Raw genomic sequence first — 18735 nt, 5'->3', positions numbered from 1 at the left:
TAGGCCTCTCCTGATGTGAACGCGACTCGTCGGTCGTTCTCTAGCCCTCTTCGCGTCACGGACTGTCAGTAGCCGCTCCAGGGCCGGACGCCGCGCAACGGCTGCGCCCAGACAATCCGCCAGCCGTCCGGCTGTCGATAGAGCTCGGCCGCGCCATAGCGTGCAAATTCATCGCCAGTCAGCAGCACCGTCTCGGCGCACAGCGGCGGGATGCGCGGCGGCGGCGGCCCGCGCACCACCACGACCTCGCTCAGAACGCAAAGACCGCTCAGGGTTTCAGCGTCCGGACCCTTGCGAGACCAAGCCAAAGACAGGCGCACAGGCGCGCCCAGGGCTGGCGCGCAGATCCATCGGTCGCAGCTGTAGAGGCTCCACGTAGTGGGCTGAAGCCCCCTGCGTCGCGCCCACAGCTCGGCTCCGAACCGTTTTGCATCGGTCCGCAGCAGAACAGCGGCGTCACCCGAACGCACGGCAGCCGTCGCGCCGTCGGCGGCGATCCAGGCATCTGGCGGCTGCGGCCTTGGCCACACGGCGACGGCCAGCGCTAAAGGCGCGCCGATCCAGCGGAGGCGACCCTTCCAGAGGCAGAGGACCATCAGGCCCAGGAAAGCCAGCAGCAGAACCTCGGGCGGCGCGCTGGCGACGACGTGCTGCGCGCCGTGCGCTTGGGCGAAGAGGTTCGCCACCCCGAGCATGGCGTCGACGCCCCAGCCGGCGATAGCCAAGAACGGCGCGCTCAGCCCCAAAGGCTCCAGAAGAGCGCCGATCGCCAGAAACGGCATGATGACGAACGAGGACAATGGCGCCACGAGCAGGTTCGCCGGCAGCCCCCACACCGCGACACGGTTGAAATGCTGCATAGCGAACGGCGCGGTGGCCAAGCCCGCCACAAAGCTGGCAGCGACGCTGGCGGCGAGCCAGGCGACGGCAGCCTGCGGCCCCTGAATCCACCAAGGTGTCGACAGCTCGCGCACCGGCCTCGGCCAGGCTTCGGCTAGAGCTACGAGCGCGGCCGTCGCCGCAAAGGACATCTGAAAGCCCGGCTCGCCCGCCGTTTCGGGCTTGAGCAGAAGGATCAGAAGCGCGGCCAGCGCCAGGCCGTGCAGCGTGATGGCGCGTCGATCGAAGAGGATCGCCAGGAAAGCGACGCTGGCCGTAATGGCGGCGCGCTCGGCAGGCGGCGGCGCGCCGGAGATGACCAGATAGCCCAGGACCGCGACCAGCCCGCCTACGGCGGCGATCTTCTTTCCCGGCGCACGAAGCGCCAGCCAAGGCCAGGCGGCGACCCCAAGGCGGAAAACCACAAAGACAAACCCACCCACGATCGCCATATGCAAGCCGGAGATCGACAGGATGTGCGCCAAGCCCGAAGCTCGCATCGCGTCGGTCTGCACCTCCGAGATCCAGGCCTCATGGCCCGTCACCATGGCGGCCCCGACGCCGCCGCTCGTCGACCCCATCCGCGCGAGGAGCCGCTCAGCCAGGTCCCACCGGAGGGCGTTCACCGCCATGGCAAGTCGCAGCCGCGCTGGCGGAGGGTCCAGCCGAGCGCTCTCCATGTCGCCGATAGAGAAACCGACGCCGCCGATCGAGTCGAACCAGGCGTCGCGGGCGAAATCGTAGGCGCCGGGCGCGGCAGGCGGTGGAGGCGGTCCAAGCATCGCACGAAGCTGAATCGCGCTTCCTGGTTGAGGGACTGGACCTTCACCGATGGTCACACGGATCCGACGCGGGGTTTCTTCTGACGACAATCCAGCGATCCTGACCGGAGCAATCAGGAGACGTTGCCCCCCGGCGCCGGGGCTGACGACGTCCACGACGAACCCTTCGACGCGCCGCACCACCCGCTCGCCGCTCATGACGGGCGCGGCGACGCGCTCGCTGCGAACCTTGGCGGCGAAGGCGCCCGCCGCGCCGAACGCCACCAGCCCCAACAAGACCGCGATGATCGGCGGCGCGTGCCAGCGGCGGGTAGCCCAAGCTGCAACACAAAGGCTCGCCGCCATGAGCCCCAAGACCCAGAGCGCCGGTTCCACCCTCGTTTCCAGATAGGCCGCCGCGCCTAAGCCGAACGCGACGGGCGCCCACAGAAATCGGCGGTCGAGGTTATTGCTGACCTCGTCCGCCACAGCGCGGCCCAGCCGCGTCCAACGTGTCGCGCCGAACGCGGCCCCTCGCTCACTTGGCAAGAGCCCGACGCCTAACACGCGGAAACAGCTATATTTTTTCCGGCGAGGCACCGCATTTCGCGCTGCGGAAAACCGCTAGGCCCGGCCATAAGCAGCGTGCTAAGACGCCTCGCCCGCACCGTATCGCGGCGAAAGTCTCCCAGCGCCGCCGTGGCGCATTGTCCTGCAGCCTTGAAGTCCATGTCGAACCCCACCTCCACCGGCGTTGTCACGCGCTTCGCCCCCTCGCCCACCGGTTTCCTGCATATCGGCGGCGCTCGCACGGCGCTGTTCAACTGGTTATATGCACGCCATACGGGAGGGAAGTTCCTAATTCGCGTCGAGGACACCGATCGCGAGCGCTCGACCGAGGCGGCCGTGGCCGCGATCTTCGAGGGCCTGGACTGGTTGGGCCTGAAGTCCGACGACGAGGTGGTCTTCCAGCACACCCGCGCGCCGCGTCACGTGGAGGTGGTGCATGAGCTGCTGGCCAAGGGCCGCGCCTATCGCTGCTGGATGAGCGTCGAGGAACTGGAAGTCGCCCGCGAAAAGGCCCGCGCCGAAGGCCGCGCGATCCGCTCGCCGTGGCGCGAAGCCCCGGAAGGCGACCTCTCCGCGCCGCACGTGATCCGCTTCAAGGGGCCGCTGGACGGCGAGACCGTGGTCAACGACCTGGTCAAGGGCCCCGTCACCTTCAAGAACATCGAGTTGGACGACCTTGTCTTGCTCCGCGCAGACGGCGCGCCGACCTACAACCTGGCAGTCGTGGTGGATGACCACGACATGGGCGTGACCCATGTGATCCGGGGCGACGACCATCTGAACAACGCCGCCCGTCAGACCCTGATCTATCAGGCCATGGACTGGGCCGTGCCGGCCTTCGCGCACATCCCGCTGATCCACGGGCCGGACGGCGCCAAGCTGTCCAAGCGTCACGGCGCCCAGGCCGTCGGCGAGTTCGCCGACCTTGGCTATATCCCCGAAGGCATGCGCAACTATCTGGCCCGCCTGGGCTGGGGTCATGGGGACGACGAGGTCTTCACCGACGAGCAGGCGATCAGCTGGTTCGACGTGGCGGATGTCGTCAAAGCCCCCGCGCGCCTGGACTGGGCCAAGCTGAACCACACCAACGCCCAGCACCTGCGCAAGGCCGACGACGCGCGCCTGACGGCGCTCGCCCTAGCGGCGGCGGAAAAGCGCGGCGAACCCCTGCCCGCCGATGCGGCCGAGCGCATCGCGCGCACGGTTCCAGAGGTCAAGGAAGGCGCCAAGACGATCCTTGAACTGGTCGATCACTGCGCATTCGCGCTGAAGACCCGTCCATTGGCGCTGGAAGAGAAAACTCAAAAGCAGCTTACAGAAGAGACGGTCGAACGCCTGAAGCGTCTGCGCGACCAGCTGGCCGCCGCGCCGGCCTTCGACGCCTCAACCCTGGAAACCGTGTTGAAATCATTCGCGGAATCCGAAGGCGTCGGTTTTGGCAAGTTCGGCCCGGCCCTCCGCGGGATCCTCACCGGCGGCGCGCCCGCCCCTGACCTGAACAAGACCATGGCGGCCCTCTCCCGCGATGAGGCGATTGGCCGTCTTGACGACGCGCTGGCGCCTCGCGCATGAGGCGCTATAACGCACCCGCGAAAAGCGAAAGTTGGACTGCCCGTCCCAATAATGAAGGGGTCTACGGATGACCGATAAAGCCACGCTGACGATCGGCGACAAGAGCTATGAGCTGCCGATCCTCAAGGGCAGCACGGGTCCGGACGTCATCGACGTCCGCAAGATTTACGGTGAGAGCGATCACTTCACGTTCGATCCGGGCTTCACCTCGACGGCCTCGTGCGAGAGCAAGATCACCTATATCGACGGCGACGCGGGCATTCTGCTGCACCGCGGCTATCCGATCGACCAGCTGGCCGAGAAGTCCTCGTTCCTTGAGGTCTGCTACCTGCTGCTGAACGGCGAACTGCCCAAGGCCGACGAGTTCGCCAAATTCGAGCACAACATCACCTACCACACGATGTTGCACGCCCAGTTCGACCGCTTCTTCGAGGGCTTCCGCCGCGACGCCCACCCGATGGCGGTGATGACCGGCGCCGTCGGCGCCCTGTCAGCGTTCTATTCGGACAGCATCAATGTCGATGACGCGCGTGAGCGCGAGATCAGCGCCCATCGCCTGATCGCCAAGATGCCGACGATCGCCGCCCGCGCCTACAAGTACACGGTTGGCCAGCCGTTCGTGTCGCCGCGCAATGACCTGTCGTACTCGGAAAACTTCCTGCGCATGTGCTTCGCCGTGCCGGCCGAGGACTGGAAGCCGAACCCGGTGCTAACCCGCGCCATGGACCGGATCTTCATCCTGCACGCCGACCACGAGCAGAACGCTTCGACCTCGACCGTCCGTCTGGCCGGTTCGTCTGGCGCGCACCCGTTCGCTTGTATCGCCGCCGGCATCGCCTGCCTGTGGGGCCCGTCGCACGGCGGCGCCAACCAGGAAGCGCTCGAGATGCTGGAGACCATCGGTTCGGTCGATAACATCAAGGACTACGTCCAGGGCGTGAAGGACCGGAAGTACAAGCTGATGGGCTTCGGCCACCGCGTGTACAAGAACTTCGACCCGCGCGCGAAGGTCATGCAGAAGACGGCGCACGAGGTTCTGGCCGAACTGGGCCACAACAACGATCCGCTGCTGCAGGTCGCCCAAGAACTGGAAAAGGTCGCCCTGAACGATCCGTACTTCGTCGACCGCAAGCTGTACCCGAACATCGACTTCTATTCGGGCATCACCCTGCGCGCGATGGGCTTCCCGACCAACATGTTCACCGTGCTGTTCGCCCTGGCCCGCACCGTGGGCTGGATCAGCCAGTGGAAGGAAATGTTCGAGGACCCGACCCGCAAGATCGGTCGTCCGCGTCAGCTCTACACGGGCGCCACGCAGCGCGACTACGTCACGCTCGACAAGCGCTAGGCGCCAGCGACGCGTATTCACGGATCAGGCCCCGCTTAGGCGGGGCCTTTTTCGTTTCAGCGCTTGAGTAGGAAGCTCAACACCTCTGCGACGGCGCGATAGAGCGCTTCGGGAATCTCTTCGTCGATCTCGATCGTGGACAAGGCCTGAGCTAGCGCCGGGTCTTCCTCGATCGGAACGCCGTGCTCCTTGGCGGTCTCGATGATCTTCTCACCGATCCAGCCCTGGCCAGAGGCGACGACTTTGGGCGCGTTTGGCTGTTCATAGAGAAGCGCCACGGCGATGCGCGGTCTGGGTGACGGCCCGGAGATCCCGCTCACGAGGCTTGATCCACGAAGTGCCCCAACGGCCCGCTTCCGGGCGTCGGCGGCGCGCCTGAGTGCACCATAACGTCCGGCGTCAGCTCGACCTGGCGCAGGGCCGCGCCCAAAGCCTCTTCGCCCGCTCGGAGTCTCGCAATCGTCTCTGACCGTTCCGCCCACAGCGAAACGCGGGCTCGCGCGCCAGCGAGCACGACCTGCGCATGCACCGGTCCAAGCGGCTCAATATCGATCGAGAAGCGCGCGCGGTAGGTCTGTTCCAAAGTCGCTGCGCCGCCGCCTCCTGCGCCGCCGCCGTCGCGGCTGATCTCGAACTGTGCGACGGCGACGCCTTGCGGGGTGACGAACGGCAGGTCGAAATTCAGCTTTGTCGCGACCGGTCTAGCTTCTGCCGCCTCTTGTTCGTGGATGAAACTCTCGGGCAACGAAGCGATCTGCATCAGGTCCTGCCGGGCCAGGGCCGATTGCGTCCCTTTCAACAGGCGCCGCGCCACCGCTTCTGGCGCGCCCGTTAGCGGCGTTCCTGGCTCCAGGGGCCTCTGCCCGGTCGTGGGGCCACTGGCATAAGGTGGGGCCGGCGTCCGGGGGCGGTCTTCGGCCACGCCGGCATAGCCGCGTGTGACGAGCGATCGAGGTTCCGCCAACGACGTGCGCTGCGACGCGCCGTCGCCGTCCTCCGGCGCGACCTGCAACAGCGTCGGCAGGCTCGATCCGGTGGTAGAGGCCTTGCTCGGCGCACGCTCAGCAGCGTTTCCCGGGATCGCGACAAACGCCCCAAACCGTGCGGCGAGCTCCGGGTCGGCGTCCTGGCCGTCAGTAAGAACGGCTGTCGCCACCGCCGGACGGGCCGGCGCTGCGCTGTCCGCATCGTCGGGCACCCGAGGCGCCGGCGTCTGCGTCGTGGCTGGTAAGGGCGCTTCGGAGACGGCGGCGGTCGGGCGGCTCTGTCTGGCCGGCGTGGCGGTCACCGGGCCCGAGCTAGTGTTCGGATCGCCCGCCGAGCTTTCCCGCGCCAAGGGCCTTGGCGATCCTGGCGATTCGGCGGTCTCGTCCTCGCTCGCCAAGGCGGCGGGAGGCGCGCCGGCGTCGCTGGGTGGCTCGACCTTGGCCAGCCAGGCGGACAGAGCGCTACGAAACACCCATAGCGCCGCCTTGATGTCGCCTTCGAGGACTAGGGGGCGTGGGGCGCTGGCGCTCTGCGGCGAGGCAGACGCTCTGGCCAAGTGTGCTTCAAGCAGAACCCCGGACCGTTCGACCGCCTGACGAAGGCCCCGGCCCGTCGTGATATCCTGGATCGTCGGGGTGGTGGACAGTAAAGCCCGCCCGGCGTCTCGAACCGCTGGCGGCGTGTCTGGCTCTTCAACGATGGCTCGGACATCCGCCATAAGTGGCGCAAGGCCGGCTTGACGCGGGACGGCTTCAGCTGTCGCCGATCGGACGGCCCGTGTTGCCCGTGTGTCCAAGGTTGGCCTGGATTGGATAGCTCCTGAGGCGCCCTGCACGGGGTTGGATCGGGCGTCCCGCGTTGATGCGGAGTGACCAGCATCCTTCGCCGCCGTCTGTGAAGCCGACATCGCCAGTTTCGGAACCGATGCAGCTTTGTCCGCAGCTTGGCCAGCAATCTCGGCGAGTTGCATGGTGGAGGCAGCCACGGCCTGACGGGCCAGCGCCTGAGCGATCACGCTGGATTCCACAGCGGTTCCAGCCGGAACGGTTGGAATGATCGGAGAGACGGGCGCGGTCGGGTCTACAGCCACGACAACGACTCCACAGCGAGCGCTTTTCCGAGGCTAGAGCCGCGACCGTAAATCAGCGGTTAACTTTCGATATCGCGCTTGGCGCTGGGCTATGCAGGGACTTTTGTGGGTAGGCGCAAGAAGCTCAACAACGCCTCGGCGGCGGCTTCAGATGGGTCGGGCATGCCCCGTCCCATCTTGTCGAGCGCCAGGTACTGTTCAGCCACCTGTTTATCGCGGAGAGCGGGATCATCCAGCCTTATGGCGATTTCACGGGCGAGACGCTCGCCTTCGCAATCCTGTTGAATGAACTCCGGCGCCACTGCTCTACCGGCTGCGATGTTGAACAGCGTGATCCATCGCGGCTTCATCAGTCGCTTGATGATGGCGTAGGTGATCGCACCGGTCTTGTAACCGACCACCATCGGACGCCCAGCCAGGGCGAGTTCGGTGGTCACGGTGCCGCTGCAGGCCAAGGCGACATCTCCCGCAAGGAAAGCATCGTCCTTGAGGCCCTCGTCCTCGATCACGTGCGCGCGGAACGGCCACCCGGCGACCCGGGCTTTCACCGCCTCGGCGACAGTGTAGGCGGTCGGAACCACAACCTGGAGCGCCGGCCGTTGCCCTTTCAGCCGTCGAACCGCGTCCTCAAAGGCCGGCATCACGCGCTCTATCTCGGACGGGCGGCTGCCCGGCAGGACCAGAAGAATCGGCTCGGAGGCTGAAGCGCCGATGGACGCACGCAGGCGAGCGGGATCCGCGTGATCGAAACGCTTGGCGAGGGCTGAGTTGCCGACAAAGACGTTACGAAGGCCTGCGGCGTCGAAGTACGGCCTATCCATGGGCTGGATGGACAGCAACAGATCGACGGCCTTGGCGAGCGCATGAGCCCGGCCTTCGCGGTATGCCCAGACTTGGGGCGCGACATACTTCACGAGCGGGAGGTTTGGATCCAGTTTGCGCAGCGCGTGCGCCAAGCGGATGTTGAACCCCCAGCTGTCGATCAGAACGGCTACGTCCGGCTTCTCCCGCGCAGCCAGCGCGACGGTGTCTTTCAACCGCGCCATCGCCCTTGGATAAGCCTTGAGGCTCTCAAAGATGCCCAGGATCGACAGTTGGGCGATATCGAAGGGGCTCTCCACGCCCTGCTCGGCCATCTTGGCTCCGCCGATACCGACAAAAGTCACAGCATCCCCAAGGCGGGCGCGCAGCGCCCTGGCCAGGCCCGCACCAAGCGCGTCGCCGGACGCCTCGGCGGCGACAAGCATGACCTTGAGAGGCTTCTCACCGTTAGTCGTCACGGCCGCTCCTGCGGGTCGACTCCCAGGATGAACAGACCCACATCGTCGGCGGCCGCGATGACGGCCTCTCGATCGACCACGAGCAACCGCCCGGTCTCGCCGACGATACCCGCCAACCCCGCCCGTGCGGCGCGGTGAATCGTTGCGACGCCGATGGTGGGCAGATCCACGCGCGTCTCCTGGATCGGCTTGGGCGCTTTGGCCAGAACACCAAGCCGGCGCTCGGCCCGGCCGCGGATCGCCTCGGGCAGGTCGGCCACGCGGCGGAGCATTGCGTCCGTTCCCTCCTGCGCCTCGACAGCAAGGACAAGGCCGTCGCAGACGACTGCGCCCTGCCCGATATCAAGTCGCCCGATCTCGCGCGCGACATGCAGCGCCTTGTCGATATCGGCCATATGCTCTTGGGCCGGCGAGACCTTGCCTAGGCGGCCGCGCGGCAGGGTCATTTCGCCCATCACCTCATGGGCGCCCTCGATCTCGAAGCCTTCCTTCTCGAACTCGTCGAGCACGCGGCGGAGCAGCGCATCGTCGCCCTTTCGCGCAGCGACGATCAGACCTGGCAGAACCTTTAGTCCCCGCGCATCCGGCATCAGCGCCGAGAAATCGGGACGGCTGACGTTGCCCGCAAAGCAGACGACCTGGCACCCCTCGTCTCGCAGAGACTTGAAGATCTTGCCGAACTCGCCAAGTCCCACCTCGGCGCCCGGGTGGCGCGCCAACGCGGCGTCCGCGAACGTGCGCAAACGCATAACGGCGAAGGCTCGTCCAGCGGCCTCGCAGTGGGACGCCAACTCGACGGGGAGCGAGCCGCCGCCAGCGATCAGGCCCAACTTTCGCATCGCGAAACCCTAGACCTCCCGCTCCGGCAAACAGAGCGGGCGATTGGCGTCGGCGCGGATGAAATCGACGATCTCCATCACCTCGGCGTTGCCGGCGTGGATCTCGACAACGTCGTCGAGGCGCTCCTGGAAGGTGCCCTCGTCCGCGAACATGAGGCGGTAGGCCGCCCGTAGCGCATTGATGGTCTCGCGCGGGAAACCACGACGCTTGAGGCCCACGAGGTTCAGGCCCTCGAGGTGCGCGTGATTGCCCCACACCGAACCATACGGAATGACATCCTTGGTCACTGCGGCGAGACCGCCGATGAAGCTGTAGCGGCCAATGCGGGAGAATTGGTGCGCGGCGGCCAAGCCGCCCATGAACACGTAGTCTCCGATGGTGACGTGCCCCCCCAGCGTCGCCCCTTTCGCCAGCACGACGAAGTCACCGACCGCGCAGTCGTGGGCGACGTGGGAGCCGACCATGTAGAGGCCATCGGATCCGATCGTGGTCATGCCCCTACCGGAGGCTGTGCCGGTGTGCATGGTCACGTGTTCGCGGATGATATTGCGCGGACCGATGATCAGTTCGGTGCGCTCACCCTTGTGGCCCAGGTGCTGCGGGGGACCGCCGAGGTTAGCGAACGGATGAACGACGCACCCTTCGCCGATCGTCGTCGCGCCCTCAACCACCACGTGGGAGAGCAGGCGCACACCAGCCGCCAGCGTCACATCCCGACCCACGATGCTGTAGGGCCCGACCTCGACGTCCGGCGCGAGCTTGGCTTCGGGTGCGATGATGGCGGTGGGGTGAATGGTCATGCCTTGGGCCCCGTCTCGACGACCATGGCGGCGAATTCAGCCTCGGCGGCGACCTTGTCGCCGACCTTGGCCACGCCCTTGAACTTGAAGATCGAGGACCGCGCGCGCACCACCTCGACTTCCATGCGGATCACGTCGCCGGGGCGCACGGGATTGCGGAAGCGGGCGTTGTCGACCGACATGAAGAAGATCGTCTTGCCCTCGGTGTCGACCTCCAGCGACTTGCTCATCAGCACCGCGCCGGTTTGGGCGAGGGCCTCAATGATCAGCACGCCCGGCATGACCGGGTTGCCCGGGAAGTGGCCCTGGAAGAACGGCTCGTTGATCGTCACGCACTTGATGCCGACGATCGACTGGTGGGGCGTGTAGGCTTCGGCCCGGTCGACGAGCAGGAAAGGATAGCGGTGCGGGATACGCGCCAGGATCTCCGCGATGTCGATATCGGTCTGCACCGCTTGCTCGGCGTTGTCGCTCATGGTCTGCCCCTCGTGCCTCGACCGCCCGCCATGCGCGACAGCCACGCGGTCTCCCTGAGCCACCGCTTCAGCGGCCGCGCGGGGAATCCCGTCCAAGTTTCACCGTCCGGCACGTCCTTGAACACCGAGGCGGCGGCCCCGATGCTCGCGCCCGAGCCAATGTTCAAATGATCGGCCACCCCGGCCTTGCCGCCGAAGGCGACGCCGTCGCCGACGACGGTGCTGCCCGAAATGCCGGTGTAGGCCGCCAGTACGCAATTGCGCCCGATACGGACGTTGTGCGCGACATGGACCAGATTGTCGATCTTGGTGTTCTCGCCGATGATCGTATCTTCAAAGGCGCCGCGATCGACGCAGCTATTGGCCCCCAGCGTCACGTTGTCCTGAATGACGACGCGTCCGAGCTGCGGAAGATCCACCATGCCCCGTGGGCCAAGCGCAGCGCCAAAGCCCGCTTCGCCAACGACAGCGCCAGCAGAGATCGATACGCCGTCGCCTAGCAGCGCGAACCCAATGACCGCGTTGGCGCCGATGCGGCAATCGCGGCCGATCAGAACGCCGGGCCCGATCACCGCGCCAGGGCCGATCCGCGTGCCTCGCCCGATCCGGACATCCTGCCCGATCGTCACATTCGGCGATAGCTCTACGCCGGTCTCAAGCATCGCATCGGGATGAAGAGCCGCCGCCCCAGCCTGGTGACGGCGCGGCGCGTGCAGGCGGTTAGCGGCGGCGGCCCAGGCGGCCTGTGGCCGCGCGGTGACCAACACGGCGCATGTCGCGGGCAGGAGATCCTTGTGCTCGGCCCGCACGAAGCACGCGCCGGCCCGGGTCGCTGAAGCGGCATCTTTCCGCTTGATGTCGGAGAAGAAGGTGACCGCCTGCCCGTCCGCAGTATCGAGTGGGGCGACATAGGCGATACGTCTGTCGGCCAGGGAAACATCCGCCAGTTCGGCGGCGCTCGCCTGGGCCAACTCGGAAAGCAAAGCCGGACCCAGGCTATCAAAGAAACGCGGGTCCGGCATGGTTCCTCACGACGAAAAGGTCCCCCTACGTAACCACGCGGGGGACGATTCGCTTACCTGTTCGTCGGTTGCAGCGCCGCGGCGCCCGGGACTTGCTGGTCCAGACGCTCACGATCGAAGGTCAGCGTCTTGATGCGCGCGTCCAGGGCGGCCACGACCGCGTCGGTGATGTCCATGGCCGGGTTGGCCAGCATCACGGACTCGCGGTCCAGCAGGATGCTGCACTTCTGGGCCTGGTAGACCTGCTGGATCGGCGTGTTCAGCTCAGAATAGACGCGCGACAGGGCCTTCTGTTCGGTGGCTTCGACTTCCTTCTGACGAAGCTGACCCTTGCGCTGCCAGGCGTTCGCCTTGGCTTGCAGGGTCGCGGCTTGCTGCTCAAGAGCGTCTTGCGCGATGGTCGCCTTCTTGGCGTCCAGGGCCTTGGCTTCATTGTCCAGCGCGGTGCGCTCGCCGGTCAGTTCGGCGTTCACCTGTTGGATGATGGTCTTCAGGCGCGCATCGACGGCCTTGCCGACCTGCGAGCTGCCCACGGCGCGGGGGCTTGAGAAGATACAGACGCCCGGCAGCGCAGGGCCATGCGTCACGGCGGGGGCGGCCGGCGGGGCGGCCGGAGCCGTCTGGGCCGAGGCGCTGGTCGCGATGGCGAGCGCGACAACGCTGGAGGCGGCCGCGGACAGGAACTTGGACATGTTTATTGGAACCTTGTGGAGGTGGAGAACCGGAACGTTTCGGTTCGGTCGTAGCTTTCCTTGGACAGAATGCGGCTGAAGTCGAAGCGAATGGGGCCCATGGGGGATTTCCAGTCGATCGAGATACCCGCCGAGGCACGCAGGCCAAGGTTATCCCGGATGTTCGGATCGAAGACGCCAGGCGACTTCTGACGATCCACGTCATCCAACAGACCAGCCGTACCCACATCGCTGAACAGGGCGGCCTTGATGCCATACTGCTCAGGAAGGAAGGTTGGCACGGTCAGCTCGAAGGTGCTGATGGCGTAGAGCTTCGCGCCCATCGAATTGTAGGAACTCGAGATATCGCGCGGACCGATACCGGCGATCTCGAAACCGCGGAACGAGGTGCCGCCGCGATAGAAGCGGTCGTTGATGCGAACATTGTCGCCGCCCCAGCCCTCGATGTAACCGAACGAGCCGGTCGCGCTGAACACCAGATCCTTGGTGAAGCCCCAGTACCAGCCCGCATCGGCCTCGGTCTTGAGGTACTTCACGTCGCCGCCGACGCCGGCGAGGTCCTGGTTCAGATCGGCGAACCAGCCGCGGGTCGGGTTGATCGGATCGTTCCGCTTGTCGATGCGCAGACCATAGCCGATCAGCGAGGTGATGTAGGCGCCCCGCTGCAAGCAGAGGATCTGCGAGACCGAGCCGCTGGTGCAGAGGCTGTCGGCGACGCTCACCTCGTCCTGACGCACCGTGTAGCGCAGGCTCATCGAGGCGTCGTTGGTCAGCGGGAAGCCGAACCGAACGTCGCCGCCGATCGACTTGGTGTCGTAGGCCGCGTACTCCGAAAGATCGTAGCGGAAGGTGTAGAGGTTCACGCCGGCGACCAGATTGCGGCCGAGGAAGCGCGGCTCGCTGAAACCGAAGTCGATCTGCTGGCGCAACGAACCCACCGACGCCCGGGCGCGCAGATTCTGGCCGCGGCCGCGGAAGTTGCGCTCGGTGATGCCGACGTCGAGCACCAGTTTGTCGATCGAGCTGTAGCCCGCGCTGAACGAGAGTTCGCCGGTGGGCTGCTCCTCGACCTTGACGCGGAGGCTGGTGCGATCGGGCGCGGAACCGGGCGCGTCCTCGATCTCGACTTCCTTGAAGAAGCCGAGGCGACGCATGTTGTTCTTGGATCGGTCGACCAGGACACGATTGTACGCGTCGCCCTCGGCGACCTCCAACTCGCGGCGAAGAACATAGTCGAGCGTACGGGTGTTCCCGACGATGTCGATGCGATCGACATAGACGCGCGGCCCTTCACGAACCTGGAACACGACGTCGACCGTCTTGGTCTCGCGGTTGGGAACATAGCGCGGGCGCACGTCCACGAAGGCGAAACCGGCCGCGCCGGCGGCGAACGTCAGCGCGTCCGTGGCCTGCTCGATCCGCTCATCCTCATAGAGCTGACCGGTGCGAACGGGCAGGATCTGGGCCAGCAGATTGCCGTCCAGCTTCTTCAGCTCGGTTTCGACGGTGATCTTGCCGAACTTGTACTTGGGCCCTTCCTCGAGCGTGTAGGTGACCGCAAAGCCGTTCTTGTCCGGCGCGAGCTCGGCGACGGACGAAACCACGCGGAAATCAAAATAGCCGCGATTGCGATAGTGCTTGCGCAGTTGCTCGCGGTCGTACTCGATCCGGTCGGGGTCGTAGTTATCGTTGCTGGTCAGGATCTTGTACCAGCGGCTCTCCTTGGTGACGATCACGTCCCGGAGGTCGTTGTCGGAGAACTCGGCGTTACCCAGGAAATTGATGCCGAGCACGCCGCTCTTGGCGCCTTCGCTGATCTCGAACACGAGGTCGACGCGCTTCTGCGGCAGCTCGACCACCTTGGGCGTCACCGTCGCCGAAATGCGGCCGGAACGGCGATAGAGCTCAATGATACGCTGGACGTCAGCCTGGACCTTGGCGCGCGTGAAGATGCCGCGCGGACGAATCTGCACCTCGTCCTTCAGCTTGTCTTCCTTCAGGGACGAATTCCCCTCGAAGACGACCTGATTGATGATCGGGTTCTCGACGACCTTTACGACAAGATCGCCACCCACCATGTCGATCTTCACGTCCGCGAAAAGGTCGGTTCGGGCCAGTGTCTTCAGCGCCAGATCGAGCCGCTGGGAATCGACCGTATCGCCCGGTTGGATCGGCAGATAGGACAACACCGTGCCTTGCTCGATCCGCTCGTTGCCCTGCACCAGAATGCGCTGGACCACGCTCGTCTGGGCCGCTTGGGCGAAAGCCTGCTGCGGCGCCACCAGGGCCGTCGAGCCGAGGAGCAGCGCCATACCCGTGGCGAACGCGGCGCTTTGGGCGCGAAGTTTGTTCATTTGACCAATCATGGACGGAGGACGGGCGTTCACGTGAAAAGCCCGCCGATGAATTTGAACACGTCGTAGCGGTTGAGGTCGTTCCATGCCGCGAACAGCATGAAACCCAGGATCAAGGCAAGCCCCGCGCGGAAGCCAGCGGCTTGGAACTCCGCCCGCAGCGGCCGTTTCGCAACGGCCTCATAGGCGTACATCACAAGGTGGCCGCCATCGAGAACAGGTATCGGCAACAGGTTCATGAAGCCGATGCTGACCGACAGGCTCGCGATCAACCAGAACTGCGAATACAGCAGCCCAATTGCGAGGGCCTTCCCGTTCGGCGCCTGCTCGACCACCCCGTTAGTGACAGCGCCCGCCGTATGGCCAATGCCGATGATCCCGCTGATCTGGTCTGCAGGGAGTTGTCCCATCAGGAGCCGACCGAGATAGAAGGCGATGGTCTTGATCATGTCCCAGACCTCGACCGTCGCGTCCGGGATGGCGCTGAGCAACGACGAGCGCTCAAAACGACCGCCGGTTGCGCTTCGCAGGCCCAGTTCGCCGACCTTCACGCGGCCGCTGATTTCATTCTGGCGCTCCACGAGACGCGGCGTGGCGGTGAGATGCACAGTGCGCCCCTCACGCTCGACCGCGAAGTCGATCGGCAAGTTGGCCCGCAAAGCCACATAGCCCTGAATGTCCTGGAACGATCGAATCTTGCGGTTATCCGCCTGTAGGATCACATCGCCTGGCTTGAAACCCGCGACAGCGGCCGGCGTGCCGGCGACGACTTCTCCAACGGTTGTCGAGGTCTTCTGGGCCCCGAAAGACACCAGGATCACGGCGAAGACCAGGATCGCCAGGATGAAGTTCGCCATGGGGCCAGCCACGGCGATGAAGGCGCGTTGCCAGACCGGTTTGAAATGGAAGTAGCGATTGACCGCCTCGTCGCCTTCGCGCCGGCGGATTTCGTTCCGCATCGCATCGAGGTCGTTCTGATCGGGCACGCTAGCGGCGTTCTCGTCGCCTGCGAAGCGGACGTAGCCACCGAGCGGTATCGACGCCACACACCATTCGACGCCCTGCTTGTCGCGCCACGAGATCAGCGGCGCGCCAAAGCCGATAGAAAAGCGCTCGATAGCCACGCCGCAAGCGCGCGCAGCCCAATAGTGTCCGAGCTCGTGCACCGTCACCACGACGGACAACACGAACACCAGCGACACAAGCATGATCAGAAAGCCGATCATCGCGCGAAAATACTCTCCCCGGTCAGGCCCGCAGACGCTTCTGCGCGACAACCTCGGCCGCAATGCGGCGAGCGCTGCCATCGATCAACATAGCGCTCTCGACAGCGTCGCCCTCAGAGACGGAGAGATCACCCAAGCTGTTCATGCGCTCGAGGGTCCCCGCCACCGCGCCGGCAATATCGAGAAACCCGATACGGCGGTCAAGGAAAGCAGCCACAGCGACTTCATTGGCGGCGTTCATCGCCGCCGGTGCGGCCCCGCCCAGACGTAGCGCTTCACGCGCGATCCCAATCGAGGGGAACCGATCCAAGTCGGGCGATTCGAAAGTCAGTTGGCCGTAGGCGGCAAGATCAAGGCGCGGCGCGGGCCATGGCAGCCGATCGGGCCACGAGAAAGCGCAAGCGATCGGAGCGCGCATATCCGGCGGGCCCAGTTGAGCCAACGTGGAGCCGTCGACGTACTCCACTAGGCTATGGATCACCGACTGCGGATGAATCACGACGTCGACCCGGTCTTCCGGCGTTGAGAACAGATACGACGCCTCGATCATCTCGAGGCCCTTGTTCATCATGGTCGCGGAATCGACCGAAATCTTGGCGCCCATCGACCAGTTGGGATGAGCGATCGCCTGTTCGGGCGTGGCGCGCGCCATCGCCGCCCGATCCCACGTCCGGAACGGCCCGCCGGAGGCCGTCAGGATTAGCCGTGACACGCGGTGAGCGCAGTCAGGCTGCAGCACCTGGAAGATCGCGGAGTGCTCGGAATCGACGGGGATGACCGCGCCGCCCGCCGCCTTGGCGATCGCGAGCAACGCCGGCCCGGCGCAAACAAGGCTTTCCTTGTTGGCCAGTGCGACAACGGCTCCGGTGCGCGCCGCTGCGACTGTGGGCGCAAGGCCCGCCGCGCCGACGATCGCCGACATGACCCAATCTGCGCCCATGGCGGCGGCTTCGCTCACCGCCGCAGAGCCGGCGGCCGCCTTAACGCCTGTTCCAGCCAGCCCGGACCTCAACTGGTCAAGAAGGCTCTCGTCTTCGATCACCGCCAGGGTGGGCTTCCAACGCCTCGCCTGTTCGATCAAGCGCTGCACGTTTCGACCGGCGGCCAGCGCCAGGATCTGCACTGGCGCCCCGGACTCTTCGAAGAGGCTCAGGGTCGAAAGGCCGATCGATCCGGTCGAGCCCAGCACCGCCACCGTTCGGGGCGAGATCACTGCGGCCATCCGATGTGATCAACCAGGCGCACAGCGGCGATCACGATGGCGGCGAACATCAGCCCGTCCACGCGATCCAGCAGTCCCCCGTGCCCCGGGATCAGGTCTCCGCTGTCCTTGACGCCAAAACGACGCTTGAGCATCGACTCCCATAGATCGCCGGCCATTGTCGCCAGACCGCCCAACAGGCCTATAAGCGCCGCGACAGGCCAAATCAGATTGAGCTTGGCCAATGACGCGACAACGACGGCGCCGATCGTGGAGGCTGCAAGGCCACCAACAAACCCCGCCCAGGTTTTGTTCGGCGAGATCCGAGGCCAAAGCTTCGGACCTTTGAAGATGCTGCCTGCGACATAAGCGAAAATGTCAGCGAACCAGGTCACCACGAAGAGCAGCAAGGTCCACCAGAGCCCGTCCTCCAGCGAACGCACCCAGACCAGAGCGATTACTGCGGGCGCGATATAGACGACGCCATAGGCGGCGTCGGCGCGCCGCTCGACCGCACCGCGCGCGATGAGCCCCGCCAGGAACGAGCCCGCCAGAACAACCGCCCAGGCGATAAGGAACTGCTGAAAGAACGCCGCGATCACCGCGATGCCGCAGAAGACACCGACAACGGCGCCGACCGCGTTCGGCGCCTTTGGCGCGCTGATCTTGCCCCACTCGCGGGCGAGCAGCCCAACGCAGACCAGGGCTAGAGCCATGAACCAATAGCCGCCAAGCCAGACTGCGGCCACGACGGTGGGAACGAGCACGGTCGCCGAGACCACGCGCGTTCTAAGATTGCTCCAGTTGAAGCGCTTAGCCGGCGACGGCGACGTCATCGGCAGCGACCCCTCCATAACGGCGGTCACGGCCGCGATACTCGGCGATGGCCGCCGCAAGCGCTTCGGGTCCATAGTCGGGCCAGAGAACGTCCTGGAAGACGAGCTCGGCGTAGGCGCAGTCCCACAACAAGAAGTTTGAGATCCGACGCTCGCCGCTCGTGCGGACGATCAAGTCGGGCGGCGGCGCCGAGGCTGTCGACAAGAGTTGTTCGAAAGTCTTTTCAGTGAGGTCGGAGGCCTTGGCCTCGCCGCGCTCCACCTGCTCGGCGAACGCACGCGCCGCATCGGTGATATCGGCCTGCCCGCCGTAGTTGAAGGCGACCTGAAGCACGAACTCAGAGTTTTGCGCCGTGCGCCGCTCAGCGCGTTCGATCACCTCGGCGATGTCAGCAGACAGGCCCGTGCGTCGTCCGATGATGCGAACGCGCACCCCGGCCTTGGCCAGACGTTCCAGGTCCGATTCGACATAGGCCTTCAGCAGGCTCATGAGCTCGGAAACCTCCTGAGCGGGACGCCGCCAGTTCTCAGTCGAGAACCCGAACACCGTCAGAACGCCGACATTCTGGTTCTGAGCGCCCTCGACGGTGCGCTTGAGAGCGTTGACCCCCGCGCGATGCCCCAGCACGCGCGGCATGCCTCGCTGCTTCGCCCAGCGGCCGTTGCCATCCATGATAATGGCCACGTGCAGGCGGTCCGTGGACGGCTGCCCCCCGGCGCGCCCCGAAACATCCTGCGGACCGGTGGTCGCCGGCATTCGCTTCAACCTTCCCTCTTCGCTCCCCATCAAAACTCGCGAGG

General features: G+C 65.6%; 15 protein-coding genes and 1 pseudogene. 2 read left to right on the top strand and 14 right to left on the bottom strand.

All coding sequences use genetic code 11. The features are described 5' to 3' along the window. Positions 1-36 precede the first annotated feature (36 nt). Positions 37-2207: pseudogene (locus J2X45_RS03270) on the bottom strand (ComEC/Rec2 family competence protein); the annotation flags it as partial. Between the two features lie 162 nt (positions 2208-2369). On the opposite strand from J2X45_RS03270, the gene gltX reads away from it, so the two are divergent. Beyond that, complete coding sequence (gene gltX, locus J2X45_RS03265) at positions 2370-3782, top strand: glutamate--tRNA ligase (protein WP_310211276.1); 1413 nt, start codon at positions 2370-2372, stop codon at positions 3780-3782. Between the two features lie 67 nt (positions 3783-3849). Continuing rightward, complete coding sequence (gene gltA, locus J2X45_RS03260) at positions 3850-5130, top strand: citrate synthase (RefSeq protein WP_268067711.1); 1281 nt, start codon at positions 3850-3852, stop codon at positions 5128-5130. A 56-nt stretch (positions 5131-5186) separates the two neighbouring features. Here gltA and J2X45_RS03255 read toward each other — a convergent pair whose 3' ends face one another. The 13 genes from J2X45_RS03255 to uppS all read right to left on the bottom strand — a co-directional run bounded on the left by J2X45_RS03255 (position 5187) and on the right by uppS (position 18691). Further along, positions 5187-5450 carry an EscU/YscU/HrcU family type III secretion system export apparatus switch protein gene (locus tag J2X45_RS03255; RefSeq protein ID WP_310211274.1) on the bottom strand — a complete coding sequence of 88 codons (264 nt, stop codon included), beginning with the start codon at positions 5448-5450 and terminating at the stop codon, positions 5187-5189. Next, positions 5447-6673, bottom strand: coding sequence for a flagellar hook-length control protein FliK (locus J2X45_RS03250; protein ID WP_310211272.1), 1227 nt, complete (start codon positions 6671-6673; stop codon positions 5447-5449). Before J2X45_RS03250 ends, J2X45_RS03255 begins: the two co-directional genes overlap by 4 nt. A 623-nt stretch (positions 6674-7296) precedes the next feature. Beyond that, complete coding sequence (gene lpxB, locus J2X45_RS03245) at positions 7297-8487, bottom strand: lipid-A-disaccharide synthase (RefSeq protein WP_310211270.1); 1191 nt, start codon at positions 8485-8487, stop codon at positions 7297-7299. After that, positions 8484-9326, bottom strand: a complete 843-nt coding sequence (locus J2X45_RS03240; RefSeq protein WP_310211268.1) for a UDP-2,3-diacylglucosamine diphosphatase — start codon at positions 9324-9326, stop codon at positions 8484-8486. Before J2X45_RS03240 ends, lpxB begins: the two co-directional genes overlap by 4 nt. Positions 9327-9335: 9 nt before the next feature. Further along, positions 9336-10127: an acyl-ACP--UDP-N-acetylglucosamine O-acyltransferase gene (lpxA, locus tag J2X45_RS03235; RefSeq protein ID WP_310211266.1), complete on the bottom strand. Its 792-nt coding sequence runs from the start codon at positions 10125-10127 to the stop codon at positions 9336-9338. Beyond that, positions 10124-10603 carry a 3-hydroxyacyl-ACP dehydratase FabZ gene (fabZ, locus tag J2X45_RS03230; RefSeq protein ID WP_310211264.1) on the bottom strand — a complete coding sequence of 160 codons (480 nt, stop codon included), beginning with the start codon at positions 10601-10603 and terminating at the stop codon, positions 10124-10126. Before fabZ ends, lpxA begins: the two co-directional genes overlap by 4 nt. Beyond that, on the bottom strand, positions 10600-11625 hold the full coding sequence (gene lpxD, locus J2X45_RS03225; protein ID WP_310211262.1) for a UDP-3-O-(3-hydroxymyristoyl)glucosamine N-acyltransferase: 1026 nt from the start codon (positions 11623-11625) through the stop codon (positions 10600-10602). The genes fabZ and lpxD overlap by 4 nt, the downstream gene beginning before the upstream one ends. Positions 11626-11678: 53 nt before the next feature. After that, positions 11679-12317: an OmpH family outer membrane protein gene (locus tag J2X45_RS03220; RefSeq protein WP_310211260.1), complete on the bottom strand. Its 639-nt coding sequence runs from the start codon at positions 12315-12317 to the stop codon at positions 11679-11681. Positions 12318-12319: 2 nt separating this feature from the next. After that, positions 12320-14683 carry an outer membrane protein assembly factor BamA gene (gene bamA / locus J2X45_RS03215; protein ID WP_310211258.1) on the bottom strand — a complete coding sequence of 788 codons (2364 nt, stop codon included), beginning with the start codon at positions 14681-14683 and terminating at the stop codon, positions 12320-12322. Positions 14684-14700: 17 nt separating this feature from the next. Further along, entirely contained in the window at positions 14701-15897 is a 1197-nt protein-coding gene (locus J2X45_RS03210; RefSeq protein ID WP_310211256.1) for a M50 family metallopeptidase, read from the bottom strand. Between the two features lie 22 nt (positions 15898-15919). Beyond that, on the bottom strand, positions 15920-17119 hold the full coding sequence (gene dxr / locus J2X45_RS03205; RefSeq protein ID WP_310211254.1) for a 1-deoxy-D-xylulose-5-phosphate reductoisomerase: 1200 nt from the start codon (positions 17117-17119) through the stop codon (positions 15920-15922). After that, entirely contained in the window at positions 17107-17952 is an 846-nt protein-coding gene (locus tag J2X45_RS03200; protein WP_310212080.1) for a phosphatidate cytidylyltransferase, read from the bottom strand. Before J2X45_RS03200 ends, dxr begins: the two co-directional genes overlap by 13 nt. Continuing rightward, positions 17912-18691 (bottom strand): polyprenyl diphosphate synthase, encoded by a 780-nt coding sequence (uppS, locus tag J2X45_RS03195; RefSeq protein ID WP_310211251.1) that lies wholly within the window; start codon positions 18689-18691, stop codon positions 17912-17914. Before uppS ends, J2X45_RS03200 begins: the two co-directional genes overlap by 41 nt. Positions 18692-18735 lie beyond the last annotated feature (44 nt).

Origin of the sequence: Caulobacter sp. BE264, assembly GCF_031457805.1 — a bacterium.
Classification (GTDB): Bacteria; Pseudomonadota; Alphaproteobacteria; order Caulobacterales; family Caulobacteraceae; genus Caulobacter.
This window is presented reverse-complemented; position numbering and strand designations above follow the sequence as displayed.

Coding starts and splice junctions, on each gene's coding strand:
- gltX (WP_310211276.1), top strand. CDS start 2,370: ATGTCGAACCCCACCTCCACCGGCGTTGTCACGCGCTTCGCCCCCTCG.
- gltA (WP_268067711.1), top strand. CDS start 3,850: ATGACCGATAAAGCCACGCTGACGATCGGCGACAAGAGCTATGAGCTG.
- J2X45_RS03240 (WP_310211268.1), bottom strand. CDS start 9,326: ATGCGAAAGTTGGGCCTGATCGCTGGCGGCGGCTCGCTCCCCGTCGAG.
- lpxA (WP_310211266.1), bottom strand. CDS start 10,127: ATGACCATTCACCCCACCGCCATCATCGCACCCGAAGCCAAGCTCGCG.
- fabZ (WP_310211264.1), bottom strand. CDS start 10,603: ATGAGCGACAACGCCGAGCAAGCGGTGCAGACCGATATCGACATCGCG.
- lpxD (WP_310211262.1), bottom strand. CDS start 11,625: ATGCCGGACCCGCGTTTCTTTGATAGCCTGGGTCCGGCTTTGCTTTCC.
- J2X45_RS03220 (WP_310211260.1), bottom strand. CDS start 12,317: ATGTCCAAGTTCCTGTCCGCGGCCGCCTCCAGCGTTGTCGCGCTCGCC.
- bamA (WP_310211258.1), bottom strand. CDS start 14,683: ATGATTGGTCAAATGAACAAACTTCGCGCCCAAAGCGCCGCGTTCGCC.
- J2X45_RS03210 (WP_310211256.1), bottom strand. CDS start 15,897: ATGATCGGCTTTCTGATCATGCTTGTGTCGCTGGTGTTCGTGTTGTCC.
- dxr (WP_310211254.1), bottom strand. CDS start 17,119: ATGGCCGCAGTGATCTCGCCCCGAACGGTGGCGGTGCTGGGCTCGACC.
- J2X45_RS03200 (WP_310212080.1), bottom strand. CDS start 17,952: ATGGAGGGGTCGCTGCCGATGACGTCGCCGTCGCCGGCTAAGCGCTTC.
- uppS (WP_310211251.1), bottom strand. CDS start 18,691: ATGCCGGCGACCACCGGTCCGCAGGATGTTTCGGGGCGCGCCGGGGGG.